Annotated in this window: 19 protein-coding genes, 1 tRNA gene and 2 pseudogenes; 11 read left to right on the top strand and 11 right to left on the bottom strand. The window is 48.7% G+C overall.

Translation table 11 applies throughout. From position 1 onward, the window contains the following. Positions 1-124: 124 nt before the first annotated feature. Positions 125-373 (top strand): annotated as a pseudogene (gene hspQ / locus DES54_RS09130) (heat shock protein HspQ); the annotation flags it as partial. 81 nt (positions 374-454) lie between these two features. On the opposite strand, the gene DES54_RS09135 reads toward hspQ, so the two are convergent. Further along, entirely contained in the window at positions 455-874 is a 420-nt protein-coding gene (locus tag DES54_RS09135) for a CoA-binding protein (RefSeq protein WP_113866774.1), read from the bottom strand. Between the two features lie 219 nt (positions 875-1,093). Here DES54_RS09135 and DES54_RS09140 point away from each other — a divergent pair, with 219 nt between their 5' ends. Continuing rightward, positions 1,094-1,552: a methylglyoxal synthase gene (locus DES54_RS09140; RefSeq protein WP_113866645.1), complete on the top strand. Its 459-nt coding sequence runs from the start codon at positions 1,094-1,096 to the stop codon at positions 1,550-1,552. A 48-nt stretch (positions 1,553-1,600) separates the two neighbouring features. Here the strand turns inward: DES54_RS09140 and helD are convergent, their stop codons facing one another. Continuing rightward, the gene (gene helD, locus DES54_RS09145; protein WP_113866647.1) at positions 1,601-3,658 is read right to left on the bottom strand and encodes a DNA helicase IV; all 2,058 of its coding nucleotides are present in this window, start codon (positions 3,656-3,658) and stop codon (positions 1,601-1,603) included. 167 nt (positions 3,659-3,825) lie between these two features. On the opposite strand from helD, the gene DES54_RS09150 reads away from it, so the two are divergent. After that, positions 3,826-4,272: a YccF domain-containing protein gene (locus DES54_RS09150; RefSeq protein WP_113866649.1), complete on the top strand. Its 447-nt coding sequence runs from the start codon at positions 3,826-3,828 to the stop codon at positions 4,270-4,272. A gap of 20 nt (positions 4,273-4,292) precedes the next feature. After that, positions 4,293-6,437 carry a YccS family putative transporter gene (yccS, locus tag DES54_RS09155; protein ID WP_113866651.1) on the top strand — a complete coding sequence of 715 codons (2,145 nt, stop codon included), beginning with the start codon at positions 4,293-4,295 and terminating at the stop codon, positions 6,435-6,437. A gap of 18 nt (positions 6,438-6,455) precedes the next feature. Here yccS and DES54_RS09160 read toward each other — a convergent pair whose 3' ends face one another. Continuing rightward, positions 6,456-7,082 carry a TfoX/Sxy family DNA transformation protein gene (locus DES54_RS09160; protein ID WP_113866653.1) on the bottom strand — a complete coding sequence of 209 codons (627 nt, stop codon included), beginning with the start codon at positions 7,080-7,082 and terminating at the stop codon, positions 6,456-6,458. Between the two features lie 222 nt (positions 7,083-7,304). Between DES54_RS09160 and sulA the strand changes: the two genes are divergently transcribed. After that, complete coding sequence (gene sulA, locus DES54_RS09165; RefSeq protein WP_113866777.1) at positions 7,305-7,811, top strand: SOS-induced cell division inhibitor SulA; 507 nt, start codon at positions 7,305-7,307, stop codon at positions 7,809-7,811. Positions 7,812-8,178: 367 nt separating this feature from the next. After that, positions 8,179-9,255, top strand: coding sequence for a porin OmpA (gene ompA / locus DES54_RS09170; protein ID WP_113866655.1), 1,077 nt, complete (start codon positions 8,179-8,181; stop codon positions 9,253-9,255). 75 nt (positions 9,256-9,330) lie between these two features. On the opposite strand, the gene matP is transcribed toward ompA, so the two are convergent. Beyond that, positions 9,331-9,786, bottom strand: a complete 456-nt coding sequence (gene matP / locus DES54_RS09175) for a macrodomain Ter protein MatP (RefSeq protein WP_113866778.1) — start codon at positions 9,784-9,786, stop codon at positions 9,331-9,333. Positions 9,787-9,984: 198 nt separating this feature from the next. On the opposite strand from matP, the gene DES54_RS09180 reads away from it, so the two are divergent. Continuing rightward, positions 9,985-11,712, top strand: coding sequence for an AAA family ATPase (locus tag DES54_RS09180; RefSeq protein ID WP_113866657.1), 1,728 nt, complete (start codon positions 9,985-9,987; stop codon positions 11,710-11,712). Positions 11,713-11,803: 91 nt separating this feature from the next. Further along, a complete protein-coding gene (gene fabA, locus DES54_RS09185) occupies positions 11,804-12,322 on the top strand; it encodes a bifunctional 3-hydroxydecanoyl-ACP dehydratase/trans-2-decenoyl-ACP isomerase (protein ID WP_113866659.1) in 519 nt (172 codons plus the stop codon). A 69-nt stretch (positions 12,323-12,391) separates the two neighbouring features. Here fabA and DES54_RS09190 read toward each other — a convergent pair whose 3' ends face one another. The 4 genes from DES54_RS09190 to betI all read right to left on the bottom strand — a co-directional run bounded on the left by DES54_RS09190 (position 12,392) and on the right by betI (position 16,969). Continuing rightward, positions 12,392-13,057: a tellurite resistance TerB family protein gene (locus tag DES54_RS09190; protein ID WP_113866661.1), complete on the bottom strand. Its 666-nt coding sequence runs from the start codon at positions 13,055-13,057 to the stop codon at positions 12,392-12,394. Positions 13,058-13,190: 133 nt separating this feature from the next. Next, positions 13,191-14,858, bottom strand: a complete 1,668-nt coding sequence (gene betA, locus DES54_RS09195; RefSeq protein WP_113866663.1) for a choline dehydrogenase — start codon at positions 14,856-14,858, stop codon at positions 13,191-13,193. 19 nt (positions 14,859-14,877) lie between these two features. Next, positions 14,878-16,344 (bottom strand): betaine-aldehyde dehydrogenase, encoded by a 1,467-nt coding sequence (gene betB / locus DES54_RS09200; protein ID WP_113866665.1) that lies wholly within the window; start codon positions 16,342-16,344, stop codon positions 14,878-14,880. Between the two features lie 37 nt (positions 16,345-16,381). Beyond that, on the bottom strand, positions 16,382-16,969 hold the full coding sequence (gene betI, locus DES54_RS09205; RefSeq protein ID WP_113866667.1) for a transcriptional regulator BetI: 588 nt from the start codon (positions 16,967-16,969) through the stop codon (positions 16,382-16,384). A gap of 337 nt (positions 16,970-17,306) precedes the next feature. Here betI and DES54_RS09210 point away from each other — a divergent pair. The 3 genes and pseudogenes from DES54_RS09210 (at position 17,307) to DES54_RS09220 (ending at position 20,545) form a co-directional block, all read left to right on the top strand. Next, positions 17,307-19,356 (top strand): annotated as a pseudogene (locus DES54_RS09210) (choline transporter). Positions 19,357-19,593: 237 nt separating this feature from the next. Next, the gene (locus tag DES54_RS09215; RefSeq protein ID WP_113866670.1) at positions 19,594-20,232 is read left to right on the top strand and encodes an RpiB/LacA/LacB family sugar-phosphate isomerase; all 639 of its coding nucleotides are present in this window, start codon (positions 19,594-19,596) and stop codon (positions 20,230-20,232) included. A gap of 223 nt (positions 20,233-20,455) precedes the next feature. After that, positions 20,456-20,545 (top strand) — tRNA-Ser (locus DES54_RS09220). A 78-nt stretch (positions 20,546-20,623) separates the two neighbouring features. Here DES54_RS09220 and phoH read toward each other — a convergent pair. The 3 genes from phoH to DES54_RS09240 form a co-directional block, all read right to left on the bottom strand. After that, a complete protein-coding gene (gene phoH / locus DES54_RS09225; RefSeq protein ID WP_113866672.1) occupies positions 20,624-21,412 on the bottom strand; it encodes a phosphate starvation-inducible protein PhoH in 789 nt (262 codons plus the stop codon). A 553-nt stretch (positions 21,413-21,965) separates the two neighbouring features. Next, a complete protein-coding gene (fliZ, locus tag DES54_RS09235; RefSeq protein ID WP_113866675.1) occupies positions 21,966-22,475 on the bottom strand; it encodes a flagella biosynthesis regulatory protein FliZ in 510 nt (169 codons plus the stop codon). A gap of 52 nt (positions 22,476-22,527) precedes the next feature. Beyond that, the gene (locus DES54_RS09240) at positions 22,528-23,250 is read right to left on the bottom strand and encodes an RNA polymerase sigma factor FliA (protein ID WP_113866677.1); all 723 of its coding nucleotides are present in this window, start codon (positions 23,248-23,250) and stop codon (positions 22,528-22,530) included. Positions 23,251-23,435: the final 185 nt, after the last annotated feature.

The raw sequence follows: 23,435 nt of genomic DNA on the forward strand, positions 1-23,435 counted from the left end.
TATCGTGGGATATTACAGCACGATCAGACCACACGACTATAACGGTGGATTACCCCCAAACGAATCGGAAAATCGATTCTGGAAAAACTCTAAACCCGTGGCCAGTTTTAGTTGACCACTACAAGGTGTCGTTGTTGATATCGATCCTGAATATTCATTGGAGTCCCCCACGTGGGAGGAGATCAATGCTCATGACACACTGCGTACCGCCCCCTGGTATCACGTAGTGATGGAAGATGATAACGGGAAGCCGATTCATACTTATCTGGCAGAGGCTCAGTTGATGCAGGAAGAAGCTAACCCGAATGTCCATCCTTCGTTAAATGAGCTAGCAGAAGTGATTCAGCGCAAAGTCCCACAACTTCGTCACTAAGTTGAGTTCGGCTGAGAGACGCCATCCATTAACGACCATTCGCAGCGTTTACCGGTACAAATAACCAAACCGGTAAACGACTCATGGCTTTTTCTCTAATCTTAAACGCGGAATTTCAATTTTTGGGCATCGATCCATCACCACCGCCAATCCTGCCTCTCTTGCCAGAATAGCCGCCGGTTCATTAATGACGCCGATCTGTAACCATAGAACTTGTGCACCGATGGCTATTGCCTGCTGAGCAATTTCATAAGCCGCCTCCGGTTGACGGAATAAATCAACCATATCAATGCGTTGCGGGATATCTTTCAGGCTGGCATAAACCTGTTGTCCCAGTAGCTCTTGTCCAGCCAACTTTGGACTGACCGGTATAACGTCATAACCCTGCTCAAGCAAGTACGCCATCACACCATAACTTGGGCGAGTTGTCTTCTCGCTGGCACCGACAAGTGCAATGGTTTTTACCGTTTTTAGTACAGTTTCGATTTCGTGATCTTTGATCATGACCTGCCTCTCTTTATATCGCGTTTTAGCACATCGTATTTTAGCGTAAGCGACAATGATCACATGGCACCATTGCGGCGATTTTCCATGCACTCATGTTAGATTTTTGACGACGGTTCGCATTTTTCCCTTTTTATCGCTTTGCACTGAAACCCTGTTTCCGTAATCTGTTGGCACAATCCATTAGCTTTAGCATACCGACTGAAGGATTTAACCATGGAGTTCACCACCCGCACCATTGCCTCACACAAACATATCGCTTTGGTTGCCCACGATCATTGTAAACAAGCTCTTCTTGAGTGGGTTACGACCAACATGACGCAACTAGCCGACCATAAGCTTTATGCTACAGGAACCACCGGTAATTTGATTCAGTTACATACCGGGCTGCCCGTGAAAAGTATGCTGAGTGGCCCAATGGGAGGAGACCAGCAGGTTGGTGCCCTGATCTCCGAGGGCAAAATTGATATGATGATTTTCTTTTGGGACCCACTCAATGCCGTCCCTCACGATCCAGACGTCAAGGCGCTGCTGAGATTGGCCACCGTCTGGAATATCCCGGTCGCCACCAATCGCTCAACTGCCGATTTTATGATCAACTCAGAACTGTTTAGAAATCCGGTACAAATTTCTATCCCTGATTATCAGCGTTATTTGCAGGATCGCTTGAAATAACACCCCGATGTGAAGGCCGACAAGACCAAGTCGGCTTTTTTCATCGGTTTATCCCGGTTTTCGCTGTATCGGCACACCCAACTGGTGAAGCTGTGAAATAAATACTGATGGATTTTTTGGATCCTGTAATAACCAAACCCGATTCCTGGCTCTGGTCAACGCGACATAGAGTAAACGCCGCTCTTCAGCATCCGGGAAATCCTCTGCTTCAGGCAACAATACCGCTTCAAGCACCGATTCCCGCGCCGGTGCGGGAAAACCGTCTTTACCATCATGCATACCCATAATAATCACATACTCAGCCTGTTGACCTTTACTGGCATGCACAGTCATAAAGTCGATAGACAAATTCGGCCATTTTGTCGCGGCTTTCTGCAATATATCGGGCCGCAAATGGTGATATCGCGCCAATATCAAAATACGCTCATCTGGTTTCACAAAGCCGCTTAATTTATCCAGCAAGGCCTCCAGTTGCTCAAGCGGCAAGATGGTTACCGCTTTTTTATCTCCTTTGGTAAGGCTGTTCAGCGGCTTTTTGAGTTGATGAGGATTCTGCTGAATAAACTGATTCGCCACTTCACCGATGCGTTCATTAAAGCGATAGGTAGTGTCCAGTGCGCACTGCTCGCTAATGCCGAAATTTTGCTCGAACGCCGTTGTCAGCGTCAGCTCGGCCCCGCTGAAACGGTAGATGGCCTGCCAGTCATCACCGACGGCAAACAGACTGGTTCTGCTGTTCTGGCGCCGTAATGCCGCCAGCAGGCGGGCTCGCTGAGGGGAAATGTCCTGAAACTCATCAACCAGAATATGTTTCCACGGGCTGACAAAGCGGCCTCTATCCAATAGATTAACAGCCTGGTGAATCAAACCGGAAAAATCGACGGCATTTTCATCTTTTAACGCTTTTTTCCAGGCTTTTAACAACGGCGCCATCAGCCGGACCCGCTGTTGAAACAATGGCCGAATGTCGTCTGAAGCCTGTTCAATCATTTCAGCCTGACTGCCGCCATGCATGCGCATCAATCCCAGCCAGCGCTCCAGGCGCCCCGCAAGCCGTTCAGTCAATGCGCGATCATGCCAGAAATCACCGTCGGGCAGTTCCCACGCCAGTTCTTCCGTGAGCCATTGCCTCCAGCCCTTCGCCTGTGTTTTTTTCTCCGTACACTGTTGTTGCCAGTTTTTTATCAGCAACTCACGCCGCTTTTTACTGTCGCTTTCCAGTTGACTGATCATCGGTGCTTTACGGCTGTTCTGCTGGATAATATGCAACGCCAGCGCATGGAAGGTTTTGGCTTGAATCTCTTCCGTATGCAAACGTGACTGAATACGTTCATTCATTTCTTCCGCGGCTTTGCGGCCAAATGCCAACAGCAAAATTTGATCGGGCGTTGCTTCCCCACGATGCAGCAACCAGGCGGCACGAGCGACCAGCACGGAGGTTTTGCCACTACCGGCGCCAGCAAGCACCAACACGGCCTCTTCACCATTGATGACCGCCATACTCTGGGCGCGATTCAACGGCGTGGTTTCCACAGACTGGAAGAATGCCTGTTGCTCCACCAGCACTCGCGCCATCCACGCCTGATTACATTTCGTCCGCTCCTGGCTCCCGTGATCCAACCATTGCAGGCAAAGCTGGTAGTTATCGCGACAATCATCAAATTCGTCCAACCGGACGACGGGAAGCGGCAACGCGGCAAACGTGCTGTGAATATCTTCCTGTAAACGGGCAAGCGCCTTGCGGCTGAACCAGGCATCCTGCCGGGCCAGCACATGAATATCATGCGCCTGCTTTTGCAGCACGCCTGCGCTTACCTGGCTCATTTCCCTGCTCCAGTCTTGCCAGGATTTCAATAAATAACGATAGAACGCCTGTGTTTCCTGCCACTCCGTTCCGTGCAATCGCACTACTTTATGCTCGGGCAGTTCAAACTCCAGTTCTCCCCATACCAACCCGCGTTTACAGTGAATGTTAATAAGTTGATTGAAAGGGATAATGTATTCATGCCTGTCACCACTCACCTCGACGCCGGCATTAAGCAGCCGCACCCGGTTATAAGGGTGCTGCGCCAAATGTTTACCTAAAGAGGTAGATTTAAGTTCCATTATGTTTGCGCCATGAAATTGTGAGATGTTGCTCGCTATCACCGTAGTCTACCTGTTATCGGTATTTACGCTCTACCCTTAAAAACAGGTTAGGATATCCTGACACTTGATGTGATAATTCTTTTATCATCATAGGCTTTGGTTACCCTGGAAATACAGGAGAGATTATGCGCACGGTATTGAACATTTTAAATTTCGTACTGGGAGGTTTTTTCACCACACTGTGTTGGCTGCTAGCGACTGTGGTGAGTGTTCTGTTGATCTTTACGCTGCCGCTGAGCCGCTCGTGCTGGGAAATCACTAAACTATCATTGCTGCCGTACGGCAATGAAGCCATTCACATCAACGAATTGCGCCCGGAAGAGAAAAACCCGGTTCTGAATGCGGGCGGTTCGTTGCTGAACATTTTCTGGTTTATTTTCTTTGGCTGGTGGCTGAGTCTGTCACATATCGTTACGGGCATTACGCAATGTATCACTATCATTGGCATTCCTGTGGGCATCGCCAATTTTAAAATCGCCGCCATCGCGCTATGGCCCGTTGGACGTCGCGTGGTGTCCGTTGAAGTAGCGCAGGCGGCGCGTGAAGAAAACGCGCGGCGCCAGTTTCGTTAATCGCACCAGAGGATAGACCGTTGCTCTCTTTTTCGTCTAGTATCCGCCGCTATACCTATAACAGCAATTGGCTATATAACATCCGCCTTTTTATCGCCTTTACCGGTGCGGCCGCCGTTCCCTGGTGGTTTGATCAACCAACCGCCACCATCCCATTAACGCTGGGCGTGGTGGCAGCGGCCCTGGCGGACCTGGACGATCGTCTGACAGGACGTCTGCGTAATCTGTTTATTACGCTGACCTGTTTTTTTATTGCCTCGGTTTCCATAGAGCTTCTCTTCCCTTACCCCTGGCTATTTGGGCTGGGGCTGGCATTATCAACCTGTGGTTTTATTTTGCTTGGGGCATTAGGGCAACGTTATGCCACCATCGCCTTTGGCGCGCTACTTATCGCGGTCTATACCATGCTGGGGATATCACTCTACAGCACCTGGTATCAGCAACCCATTATGCTGCTGATCGGCGCTTCCTGGTATAATCTGCTTACTCTGCTTGGGCATCTGATTTTTCCTATCCGCCCCTTGCAAGACAATCTGGCGCAGTGCTATCAACAACTGGCCCGATATCTGGACGCGAAAGCCAATTTGTTCGATCCAGATATCGAGGACGAAACCGATCAGCCGCTCATCGACGTCACCATGGTCAACAGTCAGTTGGTCGCCACGCTTAATCAAACCAAATCATCATTACTCACCCGGCTGCGCGGAGACCGCGGTCAGCGAGGGACGCGACGGACGTTACATTATTATTTCGTGGCTCAGGACATCCATGAGCGCGCCAGTTCATCCCATGTGTACTATCCGCAACTGCGAGAAAAATTTCGCTACAGCGATCTCCTGTTCCGCTTCCAACGCCTGCTTTCCATGCTGGCCCGCGCCTGCCAGCAATTGGCGCAATCCATTTTGTTACGCCAGAAGTATCAACATGATAGCCGGATCGAACGGGCTTTCGTGCATCTTGAGTCTGCGGTTAAGCGCGCCTCGGAAAGCCAAAGTACCGATACATCGCAAATAAAGGCTTTGCAGTACCTACTGAACAATCTACGGGCGATTGATGCACAGCTTTCAACGATTGAATCAGAACAGGCGATCGAACAGGAAAATAATCCTGACAATACCTTGGCGGATGACAAAATCACCGGCTGGAGCGATATTCGTTTGAGGATCAGCCGCCATCTGACACCACAGTCAGCACTGTTTCGTCATGCCATCCGCATGTCGGTGTTACTCTGTAGCGGTTATGCGTTTATCCAGGTCACCGGTATGGAGCATGGTTACTGGATCCTGCTGACCAGCCTGTTTGTCTGCCAACCTAACTACAATGCGACACGGCGCAGGCTGGCGTTGAGAATCATCGGTACTTTGACAGGTATTCTGCTCGGCTTGCCCATTTTGTACTTTGTGCCTTCGCTGGAGGGACAACTGATCTTGATCGTTATCAGTGGCGTGCTGTTTTTTGCCTTCCGAAACGTACAATATGCACATGCCACCATGTTTATTACCCTGTTGGTGTTGTTGTGTTTTAACCTGTTGGGTGAAGGATTTGAAGTCGCCGCGCCGCGTGTCATCGATACGTTGCTGGGCTGCGCCATTGCCTGGGCAGCGGTCAGTTTTATCTGGCCGGATTGGTGTTTTCGCGGGCTTCCTGCGGTTATCTATAAAACGCTGGTTGCTAATGGCCGCTATCTTAATGCCATTATGCTGCAATACCGTGAGGGGAAAGATAATAGCCTGGACTACCGTATTACGCGCCGAGATGCCCACAACTGTGATGCAGAATTAGCCTCGGTGGTTTCCAATATGTCATCAGAACCCCACGCCATCAGAAACAAATTGGATAGCGCTTTTCGCTTTATGTGTCTGAATCATACGTTACTGAGTTATATCTCTACGCTGGGCGCGCACCGGGAAAAAATCACCTCTCCTGAAATTCTACAATTACTGGATGATGTGGTTCGCTATGTGGATGACGCATTGCATCATGATGAGATAGAGATTCCGCGCATAAACCAGGGATTGAATGCCATGATGAGCCGCATCCAATCCCTGTCCGCAGAACCTGGTAGTAAAGAATTATTGATTCTTCAACAGGTTGGGCTACTTATTGAACTATTACCCGAACTTACTCAACTAAAAAACAGCATGGTTGATTTGCAAAATAGTTAGCATAAAAATGCCACTTGCTCAGTGCTTATGCCCTTTCAAAAAAGACTCGGCATTGCGCTCATACCATTCGAGTAATTCATTACGTATCCTGTTCGGGAGAGCGGCCTGATGCGTACCACATATCGTCCCGGCCAGCGCCAGGAGTATATTTACGCTGAGATTGGCGCTGACAGCACGCAGTTTCAGATAACTTGTTTTGGCGCCGCACTGCTGTAGTTCATCAACATTCCTGATGCCGGCCTTCCATAGTAAGCGCTCAAGATCGTGGTTCAAATTAGGTAAATCCTTTAAACGTCCACTGCTGTTTTTAGCGGCTTTATCATACTGGGCGCCTGCCAGCGACATTCTGGCAAACTGCAAAAGTTGCAAATGATTTTTCCAGAGCGATTCATCAACCAGATAGTAATTCAGCGGAATGGGTATGCCGCGCTTGGTATACACAAGATGCGGCATATTGCGTTCATGGAAAAGTGCTATATCTTTTTCACTGGCTCGCAGGTAAAGCTCACCTGCCAACACAACCCCAAAGATTATTTTGTTTGCTGCAATGCTGTAGCCACCAAACTGAGAACGGGAAGTTATATCTCCTAAAGACGCAAAATAACGCTTAGATTGCAAAATCCTTTTTTCGCATAAATGTTTCATTACTGTAACCCTTAGTATTGAAATAACCTATCCCTGCTAAATTGTAATATCAATAACAGGAACAAGTAATTAAACACAGGGTACACGTGGCTTCAAACACAAAATGAACTTGCCGGGTATTGCATTTGGAATATGCGAAGCGCTTTGAAAAAATCAGGTTGATTTTCATTCACGTCGCAGTTACTGTATATGCATACAGTAACACTATGGGTAGAACTCATTATGCGTACTCAACCACTCAGCGTTTACAAAGCACAACAATCAAGGCCTGCGAATAACCCTCGCTCTGCGGACTCATCTGCATTCTGTGGGGGAATAATCAGCGAAATCGTTTACAACGCCGAACAGCCAATCGTTACGCATTTGTTACTACCTTTGTTACGGCAGTTAGGCGCACAGTCACGTTGGCTACTTTGGCTATCCCCACAACAAAAACTGAGTCATCCCTGGTTACAACAATCGGGGTTGCCGCTGGATAAAATCGTTCAATTGCACCATATCAGTCCTATACTGACGGTAAATGCAATGGAAAAAGCGTTGCTGACAGGCAATTATAGCGCCGTACTATGCTGGTTAGCAGATGATTTGACAGAAGAAGAAAGGGTCAGGTTGCGTCAGGCGGCACAAGTTGGCGATACATATGGCTTCATTATGCGACCGGAAAACACTAATTGCGGGCCCTATAGACTCTTTCCAAGCCTAAAAATTCACTCAACATTGTATCATTAAGTAAATTAAGAATTTTCTCAGTCATTTTCAGGGATAGATGCCATTTATCCCGGCACAGCCTTATTCCAGCGGCTTTGGCACGGATTAAACAAAACAAAAAATTCATATTATCTGTCAAAATCATCTACTATTTGTTAGCAAGTGTGAATGAATTGCTCGTTTTTACATGATGCGAATCACATCATACTTGTAACTTTTCCATCACGTTGTAGACTTTAACTCGCTGGAGATGCTCTTTTATAACGTCAGTTGACTGACATTGAGTCATAAAATAAGAGCAAAAAATTCCCATTAAAAAATTTTAACCAAAGGTCAATTAGCTTAACCGAGTTAATAACCGATTTGGATGATAAATGAGGCGTACAAAATGAAAAAAACAGCTATCGCAATTGCAGTGGCACTGGCTGGCTTCGCTACCGCAGCGCAGGCCGCTCCGAAAGATAATACCTGGTATGTAGGTGGTAAGCTGGGTGTATCTCAATTCCACGACACCGGTTTCTACGGAAACGGTTATGAAGGCATTAACAATAACCCTCTCAAAAGCAAATTAGGCGCAGGTGCTTTCGTTGGTTATCAGGCCAATCCTTACCTGGGTTTTGAAATGGGCTATGATTGGCTAGGCCGTCTGAAATATGCCGGTTCCTCAACTTCAAACACTGACAGCGCAAGCTTCAAAGCACAGGGTATTCAACTGGCTGCTAAACTGAGCTACCCGGTTATGTCTGATCTGGACGTTTATACTCGTTTAGGTGGTATGGTGTGGCGTACTGACAGCCATGCTGCACAAGGCGGCTTTGACCGTAACAACGACGACACCGGCGTTTCTCCGTTGGCCGCAATTGGTGTTGAATACGCGTTCGACAGAGACTGGGCTGCCCGTGTGGATTACCAGTGGGTCAGCAACATCGGTGACGCAGGTACAGTCGGCGCTCGTCCTGACAACCTGCTGATGAGCGTTGGCATTTCTTACCGTTTCGGTCAGGGTGACGCTTATGTCGCTCCGGCGCCAGCCCCGGCTCCAGCTCCAGTTGTTGAAACCAAACGTTTCACGCTGAAATCTGACGTTCTGTTCAACTTCAACAAAGCAACGCTGAAACCAGAAGGCCAGCAATCTCTGGATCAACTGTATTCTCAGCTGAGCTCTATGGATCCTAAAGATGGTTCCGTTGTGGTCCTGGGCTTTACTGACCGTTTAGGTTCAGAACAATACAACCAGGGTCTGTCTGAAAAACGCGCTCAGAGCGTGGTTGATTACCTGATCGCTAAAGGTATCCCAGCGAATAAAATCTCTGCTCGTGGTCAAGGTGAATCCAACCCGGTTACCGGTTCTACCTGTGACAACGTGAAACCGCGTGCTGCACTGATCGAGTGTCTGGCCCCGGACCGTCGCGTAGAGATTGAAGTTAAAGGCATCAAAGACGTTGTAACTCAGCCTCAGGCTTAAGTTATTGACGAAAAAAACCTCGCTTCGGCGAGGTTTTTTTGTTTAACATCCAATGAACATCAATACGACTAAAGATTATCTTTCTTTATTAAGCATGGCTTCAAGCCCTTGCTTCAATGATGACATCAGACTGGCATATTTTTCTTTATGCTCTGCGTCTTCTATCAGTTGAACTATCGTTTCCGATAACGTATTACCACGTCGCTGTGCTAATCCCGCCAGGCGCTGCCAGACCAGATACTCCAGATCAATTGATTTCTTGCGGGTATACTGATGTTCGGCATTGAAATGGCGTTTACGCCTCGCACGAATCGTTTGCTTCATGCGGTTTTCCAATACCGGATTCATACACTGCTCAATCCACTCCTGCACCTTCACAGGTTGATTTTCCATTTTCAGCAGTAGATTTACCGCCTCATCTGCGGCGCTCTGTTCAAGAAAACGGGTGATTTCCTCACCTTCGCGGTGTTTTTTCACCAGATATTTCCATTTCCACCCACACTCAAGATTTTCTAATTGTTGATATTTCATATTAAATTCTTCAGTGACCGTGTAACATTCTACGTAGAATAACAGTTTTTTGACAAAGTAGGCCTTCTTCACCCTCTTTTTAAGGCTATTTCTTATACAACTCAAGCCTTCATTTTTTATAGGGCTACTCTCCTTCTGTGCAGCCCGCATTATTCTTGTATAATCACGCTTTTCCTTCAGACGACTAAATTTGATACTTTGACCAGTAACCGACTTGCATGGCAGCATTTACTGCCCGACCATACGCCTTATCAAACATTGTTCACTCAGGCCGCACAGCTTGCGCCTGCTGAATTCTCCGCCATTCAACCTCGTCTGGCCGACAGTTTGACGCTTTTTTGCCATTCTCGTGCGCCCTCCCGCTTCATGCTGTTAAAAGCACAGGAAAATAGCGAGTATATGGCGCTGATAGCCAACGCCGTGAATGACATCAGGCCGGAGGCCAGCGAATTGTACGGCAATCGATACGTGGTAGAAGGTCGCCACGTCCATGTTGAACCAGCAACGCAAGCCGATGACAATTTCGCCGCACAGCACGCCTGCAGTTATCAGGAATGGATTGAGCCAGAGCAGTTGTTTGGTTGTGTTCGGTATTTTCAGAATGAGATCACACTTCATCCTGGATTGATTCATCAGGTCAATGGCGGCACGCTGATACTGTCTGCCAGATCATTGCTGGCTCAGCCGTTAATGTGGTTGCGTCTGAAACAAACCATTACCGAAGGAATATACCGTTGGCAATCGCCGGATGAGCGAAAACCGTTGCCTGTCGATATTCCGCCGATGCCATTGAATGTTCGTTTGATTATCCTGGGCGATCGGGAAAGCCTGGGTGACATCCACGACATGGAACCAGAACTAGGCGGCTTAGCGGTTTATGGCGAGTTTGAAGCGCAGTTGCAGCTTATTGATACCGATGATATGGAACGTTGGTGTGCCTACATCAACTCACTGTGTCTGGAAAATCAACTGCCCTTGTTGTCGGTCGATGCATGGCCTGAATTCGTCAATTTATCCGTACGTTATAGTGGTGACCAGGGTGGCCTGCCATTGTGTCCGCTATGGCTGACGCATCAGCTAAAATATGTCGCACTCTACGCTCAAAATCAGGAAATCAGCGTTCAGACGCTGATTGACGCGGTAACCGCCCGTCGCTGGCGCGAGGGTTATCTCTACGAGCGTATGCAGGATGATATAGAGCTGGGCCAGATTTTGATCGAAACCGAAGGATATGTTGTCGGACAGGTTAACGGCCTTTCCGTACTGGAATATCCCGGTTATCCCATTATGTTTGGTGAACCAACTCGCATTAGTTGTGTGGTTCATCCTGGCGACGGTGAATTTACCGACGTTGAGCGAAAAGCAGAGCTTGGCGGCAATCTGCATGCCAAAGGCATGATGATTATGCAGGCATTTTTGATTGCCGAACTTCAACTTGATCAGCAATTCCCTTTATCCGCATCCATGGTGTTTGAACAATCCTATGGTGAAGTTGATGGAGACAGCGCTTCGCTGGCCGAACTCAGCGCTTTTATCAGTGCGCTTTCCTTGCAACCGATTAATCAACAGATTGCCGTAACTGGTTCAGTCGATCAGTTTGGTCATGTACAAGCGATTGGCGGGATAAATGAAAAAATCGAAGGTTTCTTTGAAGTTTGTCAACGCCGTGGTCTGACGGGTCAACAGGGTGTAATCTTGCCTGCGGCGAACCGGCGTCATTTGTGTTTGCAGCAGGATGTGGTTGCCGCCGTTCGCGATGGGCATTTCCACCTTTACCCGGTAGAAATGGCATCAGAAGCGATATCGTTACTGACCAATGTCGCTTACGATGACGAACACCAGCCAAGTTTACTGGCAGCCATTCGGGAGCGAATCGGTCAGTTAAATCCGCAGGAACGGCGACGCTTCCCCTGGTTTTTCCGCTAACTGAACTGGTTTAACCAGACGTAACGGACTTGCTCAGCGTACAGGTGTACGCTAACCTGCGTGCTTCAATAAAACAAGGCTTATAGAGAACATGGTAGATAAACGCGAATCCTATACGAAAGAAGATCTTCTTGCCTCCAGCCGCGGTGAACTGTTTGGCCCACAAGGACCGCAGTTGCCAGCCCCCAACATGTTGATGATGGATCGGGTGGTAAAAATGACCGAAGATGGCGGTCACCATGGCAAAGGCTATGTGGAAGCCGAACTGGATATCAATCCTGATCTGTGGTTTTTTGGCTGTCATTTCATTGGCGATCCCGTTATGCCGGGCTGTCTGGGTCTGGATGCCATGTGGCAGTTGGTCGGCTTCTATTTGGGCTGGCTGGGCGGCGAAGGTAAAGGACGCGCGCTGGGTGTAGGTGAAGTGAAGTTCACCGGGCAAGTATTGCCGACAGCGAAAAAAGTGACTTATCGTATCCACTTCAAACGTGTTATTAATCGTCGTCTAGTCATGGGGATTGCTGATGGCGAAGTCCTGGTAGATGATCAGTTAATCTATACCGCGAATGAACTCAAAGTTGGGTTATTCAAAGATACCAGCGCCTTCTGATCGCCATAACGGGCGAAACATTACTGCTTCGCCCGTTGTCTTATTCTCGCCATCTTGTGGCAAATCCGCTCATCTCTGGTTGTTTATTTGATTGTTCATTTCATTGGCGATGGACTGACGCACATCATTAGGGATCTTCAGCGATGTTGCCAGCGCATCCAGATAGCTTTTCTCCATGAAATGATCAACATCGATCACCGCACTGCTGAGGAAATACACTTCCAGCGCTTCTTCCTCATTTTTCACGTCCCTGGCTAACAACTCAGGGTCCAACGGCTGCGCGATAGCCTCCTGTACCCATTGCTGCGCCTCTCTGCCCAGTTGCAGTTGCTGGATATTTTCATCAATCCGCTGTTTCTCGACATCGTCGATGTGGCCATCGCTCTTGGCAGCGAAAACTAATGCCTGAACCAGACGACGCGCACGCACATTTTCGGGCGATGCCTGTACGCCAAATTGCGGATCATCCTGATGCGTATCGCGAACACGCTTCTTATATTGATTCCACAGCACGACGCCTGCCGCGGCGCTGCCGCCGATAATCAACGCATTTTTTCCCAGCGACCCCATCATTTTCCGGGCCGATTTATTCGATAACAGAACGCCTGCCAGCCCACCAAATGCGGCGGGTTTCAACATATCGCCCAAATTACCATTGCTGCCACCTTGAAGGCCGCCTTTCTTATTGCTACCGGAGTTCAATAAATTTTGAATCTGTTGCATCCAGTTGTTCATTTTTCTACCTCAGGGAATGGGGGCTGGTTTTATACCTACCCCATAGTAATAGTCCTGAAGACATTTTTTGTCAGGTTGTGTATATCAATGAAAAGTATAAGCGCACATTAGCAATCCAGTTGGCGCCGCATGACTAAAGGCGTCTTACCGGCGCCTCACCCGCGACATAATAAGCAACCTGACTACGGGGTAAAGGCTGACGGCCACGGATATGATCGGCAATCTTTTCCGCTATTATGATGGTCGTTGCATTCAAATTGCCGGTGATAATTTGCGGCATGATGGATGCGTCAACCACCCGCAATGCTTCGACGCCATGGACGCGGCCTTGTCCATCCACCACCGCCATCTCATCTTCTCCCATCTTGCACGAGCAGGATGGATGGAATGCTGTTTCGGCATGAGCACGAATGAACGCATCAAGCTCTTCATCCGTTTGCACGTTGTCGCCGGGACTGATTTCACGACCACGGTATTTATCTAATGCAGGTTGCGACATGATTTCGCGCGTAATGCGGATCCCATCGCGGAACTCACGCCAGTCCTGCTCAGTCGACATATAATTGAACAAAATACTCGGGTGGTCATGTGCATCTCTGGATTTCACCCGAATGCGCCCGCGGCTCGGAGAACGCATCGATCCAACATGCGCCTGAAAGCCATGTTCTTTCACCGCATTGCTGCCGTTGTAATTAATGCCGACCGGTAGAAAATGATATTGAATATTCGGCCAGGCGAACGCTTCGCTGCTACGAATAAAGCCCCCCGCCTCAAACTGGTTACTGGCGCCAATTCCCGTTCCTTTGAACAACCATTCAGCGCCAATCATCGGTTGGTTGAACCACTGGAGCGCCGGAAAAAGCGATACCGGTTCTTTACAGGCGTATTGCAGATACATCTCCAGATGATCTTGCAGATTCTCACCCACGCCAGGTAAATCATGCACGACCGGAATAGCCAGTCTGTTCAGCCATTCCGCCGGCCCCACGCCCGAACGTTGCAGGATTTGTGGTGACGCGATCGCTCCCGCACACAGTAATACCTCGCGACGCGCATGCGCTGTCTGAACATCGCTACCATTACCTTTAAAGTAATTGACGCCCACGGCCCGTTTACCTTCAAAGATAATGATATCGGTTAGCGCATGTGTCACGATCGCCAGATTCTGACGATCACGAGCATGATCAAGATAGCCTCTGGCGGTACTCGCTCGACGCCCATTGGGTATGACGGTGCGATCCATCGGGCCAAATCCTTCCTGCTGGTAGCCATTGAGATCATCGGTTTTCGGGTAACCCGCCTGAACCCCCGCCTCCACCATCGCGTGAAACAATTCATTATTGCCGGTTCTTGGCGTGGTGACGCTGACAGGCCCTTCTCCGCCATGATACTCATTCGCGCCAATGTCCCGCGTTTCTGCTTTACGGAAATAAGGCAGGCAATCCAGATAGCTCCAGTCGGTCAAACCAGGCATCGTCGCCCAATTATCGAAATCCATCGCATTTCCCCGGATATAACACATGCCGTTAATCAGCGACGATCCGCCCAATCCTTTTCCGCGGCCGCACTCCATACGACGATTATTCATATACGGTTCGGGATCGGTTTCATAGGCACAGTTATACCGACGGCCCTGTAGCGGGTAAGCCAGCGCAGCCGGCATCTGTGTGCGAAAATCCAGCCGATAATCAGGCCCGCCGGCCTCAAGCAGTAATACGGTGATATCGCGATCTTCCGATAAACGGGTTGCCAGGACATTACCCGCCGATCCCGCCCCGATAATAATGTAATCATATTCCATTGGCTCTCCCCTTCTACGCTTAAAATACCGAGCTAAATTCAGCCAGTTCAACCTGTATTGATTTGATTTGCGTATAGTGTTCCAACGTTGTGACGCCGTTTTCACGTCCGACACCGGAATGTTTGTAACCGCCCAAAGGCATTTCAGCCGGTGACTCGCCCCAGGTATTAATCCAGCAGATGCCGGCTTGTAGTTGATGGATGCTCCGATGAGCACGATTCAGATCGCGGGTCACTATCCCCGCCGCCAGACCATATTCAGACGCATTGGCCCGCCGAATGACCTCATCTTCATTGCCGTAGCTCAAAATGCTCATGACAGGGCCGAAGATTTCCTCGCGGACGATCTGCATATCATCCTGACAATCGGTAAACACAGTGGGTGCGACATACGCGCCTTTCGCATAGGCGGTTTCGCCAAGAGCGTATCCACCTGTCAGCACCCGCGCGCCCTCGCGCTTACCTGCCTCGATATAACGCAGAACGGACTCCCGATGGGCAAAGCTGACCAACGGACCAAAATTCACCGTGTTATCGGTTGGATCGCCAACCCGAATACGCTGCACGCGCGCCAGGATTTTTTGTTCGAAAGACGCTTTTAACGCATGAGGGATAAATACTCGCGTACCGTTGGTGCACACCTGTCCTGAACTGAAAAAGTTCGCCATCATTGCTATATCCGCCGCTTTATCCAGATCGGCATCATCAAAAATAATCAGCGGTGATTTTCCGCCAAGCTCCATCGTCACCGCTTTTAGCGTCGAGCCTGCCGCATCCGCCATCACGCGTTTTCCGCTGGCAACGCCGCCGGTGAACGAAACTTTGGCAATACCGGGATGAGTAGTCAGCGCTTGCCCGACGGATTTTCCGGTTCCTGTCAGTACGTTGAAGACACCATCCGGCAACCCGGTTTGGGTATATATTTCCGCCAGCCTCAACGCCGTCAGCGAGGTGACTTCACTTGGTTTGAATATCATAGCGTTGCCCGCCGCCGGCGCCGATTTCCACAGCGCTATCTGGATGGGATAATTCCATGCGCCAATGCCGGCCACTACGCCCAGAGGTTCTCGACGGGTGTAGACAAATGCGCTTTCACGCAGCGGGATTTGCTGGCCTTCGAGCATGGGGATTAATCCGGCGTAATACTCCAGCACGTCCGCGCCGGTCACGATATCGACAGCACGAGTTTCCGATAGCGGCTTGCCCGTATCATGCATTTCAATCAATGCCAGTTCATTGTTACGTTCGCGCAAAATATCTACCGCACGCCTTAAAATGCGTGAACGCGCCATTGCCGTCATCGCGCCCCAGACTTTTTGCCCTGCGGTAGCCGCTTTGACCGCCCGATCCACATCTTCGCTTGTCGCGGCCTGAATCTGAGCGATAACTTCGCCGTTGGCGGGATTGATTGCATCAAACCGATCACTGCCGGTGCTATCGACATAGACCCCATTGATATAGAGCCGCTGTAAACCATAATGTGACATAACTACTCCCGTCTGATTGCTGTCCTGGCCGCAGGGTTCAAGCGCCAGCCAGTTGTTGTTCGATATATTGATAAGTAATGTGCAATGCCTCATCCCGGTTGAATTTCTCGCCACTGAGCGCGCTACGTAACCATAGTCCATCAATCAACCCAGCCAGGCCTTTAGCTGCTATACGCGCCCTCTCCCGCGCCATACAACGGCCAAATTCGACGCACAAGTTGGAATACAGTCGCCGACTGTTCACCTGTTGTAAACGATAAAGCATCGGGGAATGCATGCTGCAGGCCCAAAACGACAGCCAGGTTTTCATGGCCGCGCTATTGGTTTGGCTGTCATCAAAATTACCTGCGGCAATGGCCCGTAAACGTTCGCGTGGTGTGTGCTGCTCAAGTGCCTGCATTCTCCGTTTGACCGCCAATCCCAGGTGATTAATCAGATAGCGCATAGTGGCTTCCAGCAGGCCGTTCTTGTCACGGAAGTAATGGCTGATGATGCCGTTCGATACGCCAGCGCGACGGGCTATCTGCGCGATGGACGCATCATGCATCCCGACTTCATTGATCGCGGCCAGCGTCGCCTCAATAAGTTGTCGTCGTCGGATAGGCTGCATTCCAATTTTAGGCATGACACGACTCCTGGATTTTTGTGTCGCAAATCATCATCAGAGACTATTTTTTATGATCCATCGCCATTCATTAAACTTATTTTTGATTGAACGTTCAATCAAAAATGAATATATTTTATTGTCAAAACGTTAAATGTTTGTATTAATTACAGTCAAAAGCATTTGATTTGCAGGTAATAAATCTCATTTTAAGTCAAAAATTGCTTTTTATTCTGCCGTCATTTTCACTGTAAGCGTTCTCAGCGGATGTCCTGCGCAAGCTATCTTGATATGCGCTAAGCACACTTTGCTGAAGAAATTGACTGGAAGTTCGTAAAGCGTAACGCAGGGGATAACCATGCCAGCATCCGATATCACGACCAAATCCGCTCAGGATCGCCTGAATCCTGTCGTGTTCTATACATCAGCGGGATTAATCCTTACCTTCTCGCTGATGACCATTTTTTTTAACGACATCGCCAATATATGGATTACCCGCGCCCTCAACTGGGTATCCGCCACATTCGGGTGGTACTATCTGCTGGCCACTACGCTCTATATCGTCTTTGTGATTTTTATTGCGTCATCCCGTTTTGGTTCGATCAAACTTGGGCCGGAACAGTCCAAACCTGAATTTAGTCTGTTAAGCTGGGCCGCCATGTTGTTCGCGGCGGGGATCGGCATTGACCTGATGTTTTTTTCCGTCGCCGAACCCATCACCCAGTACATGATGCCGCCAGAAGGACAGGGACAAACGCTGGAAGCCGCTCGTCAGGCGATGGTATGGACGCTATTTCACTACGGACTGACCGGTTGGTCGATGTATGCGCTGATGGGCATCGCGCTGGGTTACTTCAGCTATCGCTATAATCTACCGCTGACGATCCGCTCGGCGCTCTACCCCATTTTCGGCAAACGCATTAACGGCCCGATCGGACACAGCGTGGATATCGCGGCCGTGCTCGGCACCATTTTCGGTATTGCCACCACCCTGGGCATTGGCGTGGTACAGCTTAATTATGGTTTGAAGGTACTATTCCAGATCCCGGAAAACCTCACGGTTCAGGCGTCGTTGATCCTACTTTCGGTTATCATGGCGACGGTCTCCGTTACCTCCGGGGTTAACCGCGGCATTCGCTTTCTGTCGGAATTGAATGTGCTTCTCGCGCTGGGGTTAATACTTTTTCTGCTGTTCTGGGGAGATACCGCGTTCTTGCTCAATGCGCTGGTACTGAACGTGGGTGACTATATCAACCGCTTCACCGGAATGACGTTGAACAGTTTTGCGTTTGATCGTCCAACGAAATGGATGAATAGCTGGACGCTGTTTTTCTGGGCCTGGTGAGTCGCCTGGGCGCCGTTCGTCGGTCTGTTTCTGGCGCGTATTTCACGTGGCCGCACCATTCGACAGTTCGTTGTCGGCACCCTGATTATCCCGTTCGTGCTCACCTTATTGTGGTTATCCATTTTTGGCAACAGCGCGCTGTATCAGGTCATTCATGGCAATCTCGATTTTGCCAACGAGGTGATGCAATACCCTGAACGTGGATTTTACAGCCTGCTGGCACAGTATCCCGGTTTTAGCCTGAGCGCTTCCGTCGCAACCATAACCGGGTTATTGTTTTATGTTACGTCGGCAGATTCCGGTTCACTGGTGTTGGGCAACTTTACTTCTCGTCTGGCCGATATCAATAACGACGCACCGAACTGGCTGCGTATTTTCTGGTCTGTCGCTATCGGTCTGCTGACTCTTGCCATGCTGATGACCAATGGCGTATCCGCGTTACAGAATACCACCGTGATTATGGGGCTACCTTTCAGCTTCGTTATTTTCTTCATCATGGCGGGTTTATACAAATCGCTGCGGGTGGAAGATTATCGCAAAGCCAGTGCCCTGCAATCCTCCGCACCGATGCCTATATCGGGCGATGACCGCCTGATCTGGAAACAGCGAATTTCACGCGTGATGAATTTTCCCGGTAAGACCTATACCCAGAAAATGCTGGATAACATCTGTGCTCCCGCTATCTCCCGCTATGCAGGATGTTGCTCGTGAATTGACGTTGCGCGGCGCCCAGGTGCAGGTTAACGAGCTTCCTCCGGTTGAAGACGAACGGCTTAACCATCTTGAACTTCTGGTCGATTTGGGCGATGAGCAGAACTTCCTGTATCAAATCTGGCCTCAACGCTATAGCATCCCGGCGTTCACCTATCGGGCACGCTCTGGAAAATCACATTACTATCGTCTGGAAACGTTCTTGCTGGAAGGAAGTCAAGGGAATGATTTGATGGACTACAGCAAAGAGCAGATTATCAATGACATTCTGGATCAGTACGAACGTCACCTGAACTTCCTGCATATCAACCGGGAATCGCCCGGCAACACCCTAACGTTCCCCGACGCCTGACCGTTGCTGGTATGGCGCTGTGATCCAGCGCCATAAGTAAAATATTATCAATTAATCACTTCGACGGTTTCCTTCTCTTTTTATTCTCGCTGACAGCAATTTCATCGCATTCTACGCGTCACGACTCATTCTTTGACGAGACGGTTTGCGCTTTATTTTTGAAACGGTATACTACTTAAATTAAATTGAAACATAGTTTTAAAAAATTCAGTAGCCTGTCACAAAAAAGGAACGAACATGAAAATTGCATTGATTAATGAGAATAGTCAAGCCGCTAAAAACGCGATTATTGCCGCAGCACTGAGCAAAGCCGTTGAACCTCTGGACCATACTGTATACAACTACGGTCAATACACGGTAGAAGACGCAGCCCAGCTTACCTATATTCAGAACGGTATTCTGGCCGCCATCCTGCTCAACGCCGGCGCCGCTGATTTCGTGGTAACCGGTTGTGGTACTGGTCAGGGCGCAATGTTGGCCTGTAACGCTTTCCCTGGCGTGCTTTGCGGACTGGCTGTTGATCCGTCTGATGCTTACCTGTTCTCCCAGATCAACAACGGCAACGCGCTATCGCTGCCGTATGCCAAAGGCTTCGGCTGGGGCGCGGAATTGAATCTGGAAAACCTGTTCACCCAGTTGTTCAAAGAAGAAGGCGGTAAAGGCTACCCAAGCGATCGCGTTGCGCCGCAACAGCGCAACAAGAAGATTCTTGATGCTGTGAAAGCCGTCACCTTTAACGATTTGATTACTATCCTGAAAAACTTAGATCAGAATCTGGTAAAAGGCGCCATCGCAGGCCCTAAATTTCAGGCGTATTTCTTCGCAAACAGTAAGGATGAAGTCCTTACCCGCTTCATCAAAAGTCTGTTGGCTTAATTAAGCTCACTCAGCATGTAAAAAGTCACAAACAAGAGAGCTTGTGACTTTTTATTGCCTTCTTTCCGGTATTTTCATAGTGACTTTTCCTACCTCCTGGCTATCACCCTCTCTTCAACGTTCAATGCTTAACCAGATGTTCCAAAACAGATAAATACTACTTGACCGAAGTAGAGCGACTCACTATAGTAGCGCCCCGTTGCCGTCTATACGGCAACAATCCGGTGAGGTGTCCGAGAGGCTGAAGGAGCACGCCTGGAAAGTGTGTATACGTGAAAACGTATCGAGGGTTCGAATCCCTCCCTCACCGCCATATAGATTAAAAACGCCCCTGACGCAAGTCAGGGGCGTTTTTTTGTCATCCCCACCTGTGCGGGGATACCGCTAGTGGTTAATCATAGGCATTAAGCGTCCGCTGACACAGTTCAGAGCGAACACAGTCCTGCTTACCAAAAGAGACGATACCGATTAAATCATCTTCGGCAAACCGCTCAAGGGCGTCACGTAACCCGGATTTAACCCCTGAGGGCAAATCACATTGTGTAACATCGCCATTCACAATTACCGTCACATTCTCTCCCAAACGCGTCAGGAACATTTTCATTTGGTTCACCGTCACGTTTTGCGCTTCATCCAGAATAACCACTGCATTCTCAAAAGTCCGTCCGCGCATATAGGCAAACGGCGCAATCTCAACTTTGGCTATTTCCGGTCGTAAACAATACTGTATGAATGACGCTCCCAATCTCCGCAACAATATGTCATATACCGGGCGGAAATAAGGGGCGAATTTTTCGGCAATATCGCCCGGTAAAAAACCGAGATCCTCATCAGCCTGTAATACCGGTCTTGTTACAATAATGCGTTCAACCTCTTTATGAATAAGTGCTTCGGCAGCCTTGGCCGCACTCAGAAACGTTTTGCCACACCCTGCTTCTCCTGTGGCGAAAATCAACTGTTTATTCTCTATTGCAGACAAGTAATGCTCCTGGGCTGTTGTACGGGCTTCAATCATAGACGTGTCGCGGTTCTCCCGCGCCATACCTATTGATTCAATCCCACCCATATGAACCAGAGAAGTGACCGACTCTTCCTCACGTTGACGGTGACTACGTGATTCACGACGTATAACGCGTTTCGCTTCACGACGAGCTTTGATCACTGCTTTTTGTCTTCCCATAGCGGCACCTTACAGTTTGTTTCACTTACCGCGCTGCTGAACAGCGCGTGACGCTTCACTCACAAACGAGGTTGGCTTCCTTATTAAGCCGATAAAGAACCATTGTGGATTAATAAAGTAGATTGCGTTCCCCTTCGCGCCAAACGAAAACACGCTGAAGGGTATAACCGATGAGAAACGTTCGGACAGAAAAGAAAAGTTGGAAAAGGAAGAGAACGACAACAAACACAGAGCAGGAAATAAGTGGGAAAGTAACCCCTCGCATCGGCGAGTCAGAAGGCCAGAATATTGGTTTCGACTATTTAGTCCCGATAAGGACATTACCATTCGCGTTCCTCACTGTGACAACAACTATTCCGATGAATAATGATTGACCATATTAAGAACCACTGTTAATCATCAACCAGAAATTAGGACCAAATGATTTCAGTAGTATGACAGTGCAATAGTTTGCCTCTACTTTGCAAGCTTTTTTTACACTGTCATAACATTTACGTATAGTCGTCACTCGACAATTTTACAACATGCATTATCGAAAAACGGATAAATCTGGTCAGTAATGTTTCTGCCAGGCCAAATACTGATCATATTTTCTCAATGCGCTGCGATAAATGTTTTGTTCAAGATCGGGAAAAAAATCACAAATACACTGTTGTACAGTGTCTTTGGAGAATGTTTCGATTGGATAATTTTTCGCCGCCAGCAACTCATCCAAACGGCGCAGGCGAATGACATATTCACGCATAGTGCTATGTCTAACTTCCGTTTGCTCAATAAGATATTGGGTGAAGGCTTGAATCTTGAAATAGTTAGCCTGCGTATTACATAATACATCGCTGCAAAAACGACAGAGAGAAATTAGCTCCTGTTGCAGATCTGCCCATACTTCGTCATCAATAAATCGATCAATACCGCCAATAGATTTTTTATTAATCAACTGATTACGATAAACCAATGAAACGCGATCGAGTGCTTTATTACAGTGAGAACAGTGTGTTTGTTTATGTTTGAAATCTTTCAGATAACGGCTGAGAAGCTGTTTCTTCCGAATTGATTGAGGCATGAATCCATTCCATGAAAATATATTGTGATAACAATATTCCTACGCAGCGAAATTAAACATCATTCATTAATTTTACGCGCAGGCGCTTTATCGCCTGGCTATGCAACTGACTCACGCGTGACTCCCCTACTTCCAGAACCGCGCCGATCTCTTTCAAGTTCAGTTCTTCCTGGTAGTAAAGCGTCAGCACCAACTTTTCGCGTTCAGGCAGGTTTTCTATCGCTTCCATAACGCGATGACGCAAATTACCTTCCATCAGTTGGTGCAGCGGATTGGCATCTTCATTCCCTTCCAGCAGGGCTTCCGCGCTATCGCCGTGTTCTTCACGCCATTCATCGTAAGAAAAGAGTTGGCTATTGTTCGTATCCAACAAAATCTGACGATATTCTTCTAACGTGATATCCAAAGACTGCGCCACTTCCTGCTCGGTAGGCGTTCTGCCAAGCTGCTGTTCAGCCCGTTGCATCGCCTGTGCCACTTCCCGCGCATTACGCCGCACGCTCCGTGGAGCCCAGTCGCGACTACGCAATTCATCCAACATTGAGCCACGAATTCGTTGCACCGCATACGTCGTAAACGCCGTACCCTGTAAGGAATCGTAACGCTCAACGGCGCTGAGCAAGCCGATACTGCCAGCCTGAAGTAAATCATCCAACTCAACGCTCGCGGGGAGACGAACCTGTAAACGCAATGCCTCATGGCGCACTAATGGAACATAGCGCTTCCAAAGGGAGTTGTTATCCATTGTGCCTTCGGCGGTATACAGATCGCTCACAGTGACAAATACCTACGATAATAATGTTATCGACACTATTATGCTTTTGCGTAGAGTTACCAATTGCATGAATAGGGACGTAAAAGGGGGGTTATTTAGGATACGGGAAGCCTGTCAGATTTAAAAGACAGTATCGATTGCTCATCCTGTTTGTCGTGAGGTTACTACACGCCGCTTCTTAGTGG

This window comes from Brenneria salicis ATCC 15712 = DSM 30166 (genome assembly GCF_003315515.1).
GTDB lineage: Bacteria > Pseudomonadota > Gammaproteobacteria > Enterobacterales > Enterobacteriaceae > Brenneria > Brenneria salicis.

Coding starts and splice junctions, on each gene's coding strand:
- DES54_RS09190 (WP_113866661.1), bottom strand. CDS start 13,057: ATGAACAACTGGATGCAACAGATTCAAAATTTATTGAACTCCGGTAGC.
- helD (WP_113866647.1), bottom strand. CDS start 3,658: ATGGAACTTAAATCTACCTCTTTAGGTAAACATTTGGCGCAGCACCCT.
- ompA (WP_113866655.1), top strand. CDS start 8,179: ATGAAAAAAACAGCTATCGCAATTGCAGTGGCACTGGCTGGCTTCGCT.
- betA (WP_113866663.1), bottom strand. CDS start 14,858: ATGGAATATGATTACATTATTATCGGGGCGGGATCGGCGGGTAATGTC.
- betI (WP_113866667.1), bottom strand. CDS start 16,969: ATGCCTAAAATTGGAATGCAGCCTATCCGACGACGACAACTTATTGAG.
- fliZ (WP_113866675.1), bottom strand. CDS start 22,475: ATGCCTCAATCAATTCGGAAGAAACAGCTTCTCAGCCGTTATCTGAAA.
- matP (WP_113866778.1), bottom strand. CDS start 9,786: ATGAAATATCAACAATTAGAAAATCTTGAGTGTGGGTGGAAATGGAAA.
- betB (WP_113866665.1), bottom strand. CDS start 16,344: ATGTCACATTATGGTTTACAGCGGCTCTATATCAATGGGGTCTATGTC.
- fabA (WP_113866659.1), top strand. CDS start 11,804: ATGGTAGATAAACGCGAATCCTATACGAAAGAAGATCTTCTTGCCTCC.
- DES54_RS09140 (WP_113866645.1), top strand. CDS start 1,094: ATGGAGTTCACCACCCGCACCATTGCCTCACACAAACATATCGCTTTG.
- DES54_RS09150 (WP_113866649.1), top strand. CDS start 3,826: ATGCGCACGGTATTGAACATTTTAAATTTCGTACTGGGAGGTTTTTTC.
- sulA (WP_113866777.1), top strand. CDS start 7,305: ATGCGTACTCAACCACTCAGCGTTTACAAAGCACAACAATCAAGGCCT.
- phoH (WP_113866672.1), bottom strand. CDS start 21,412: ATGGGAAGACAAAAAGCAGTGATCAAAGCTCGTCGTGAAGCGAAACGC.
- DES54_RS09160 (WP_113866653.1), bottom strand. CDS start 7,082: ATGAAACATTTATGCGAAAAAAGGATTTTGCAATCTAAGCGTTATTTT.
- DES54_RS09215 (WP_113866670.1), top strand. CDS start 19,594: ATGAAAATTGCATTGATTAATGAGAATAGTCAAGCCGCTAAAAACGCG.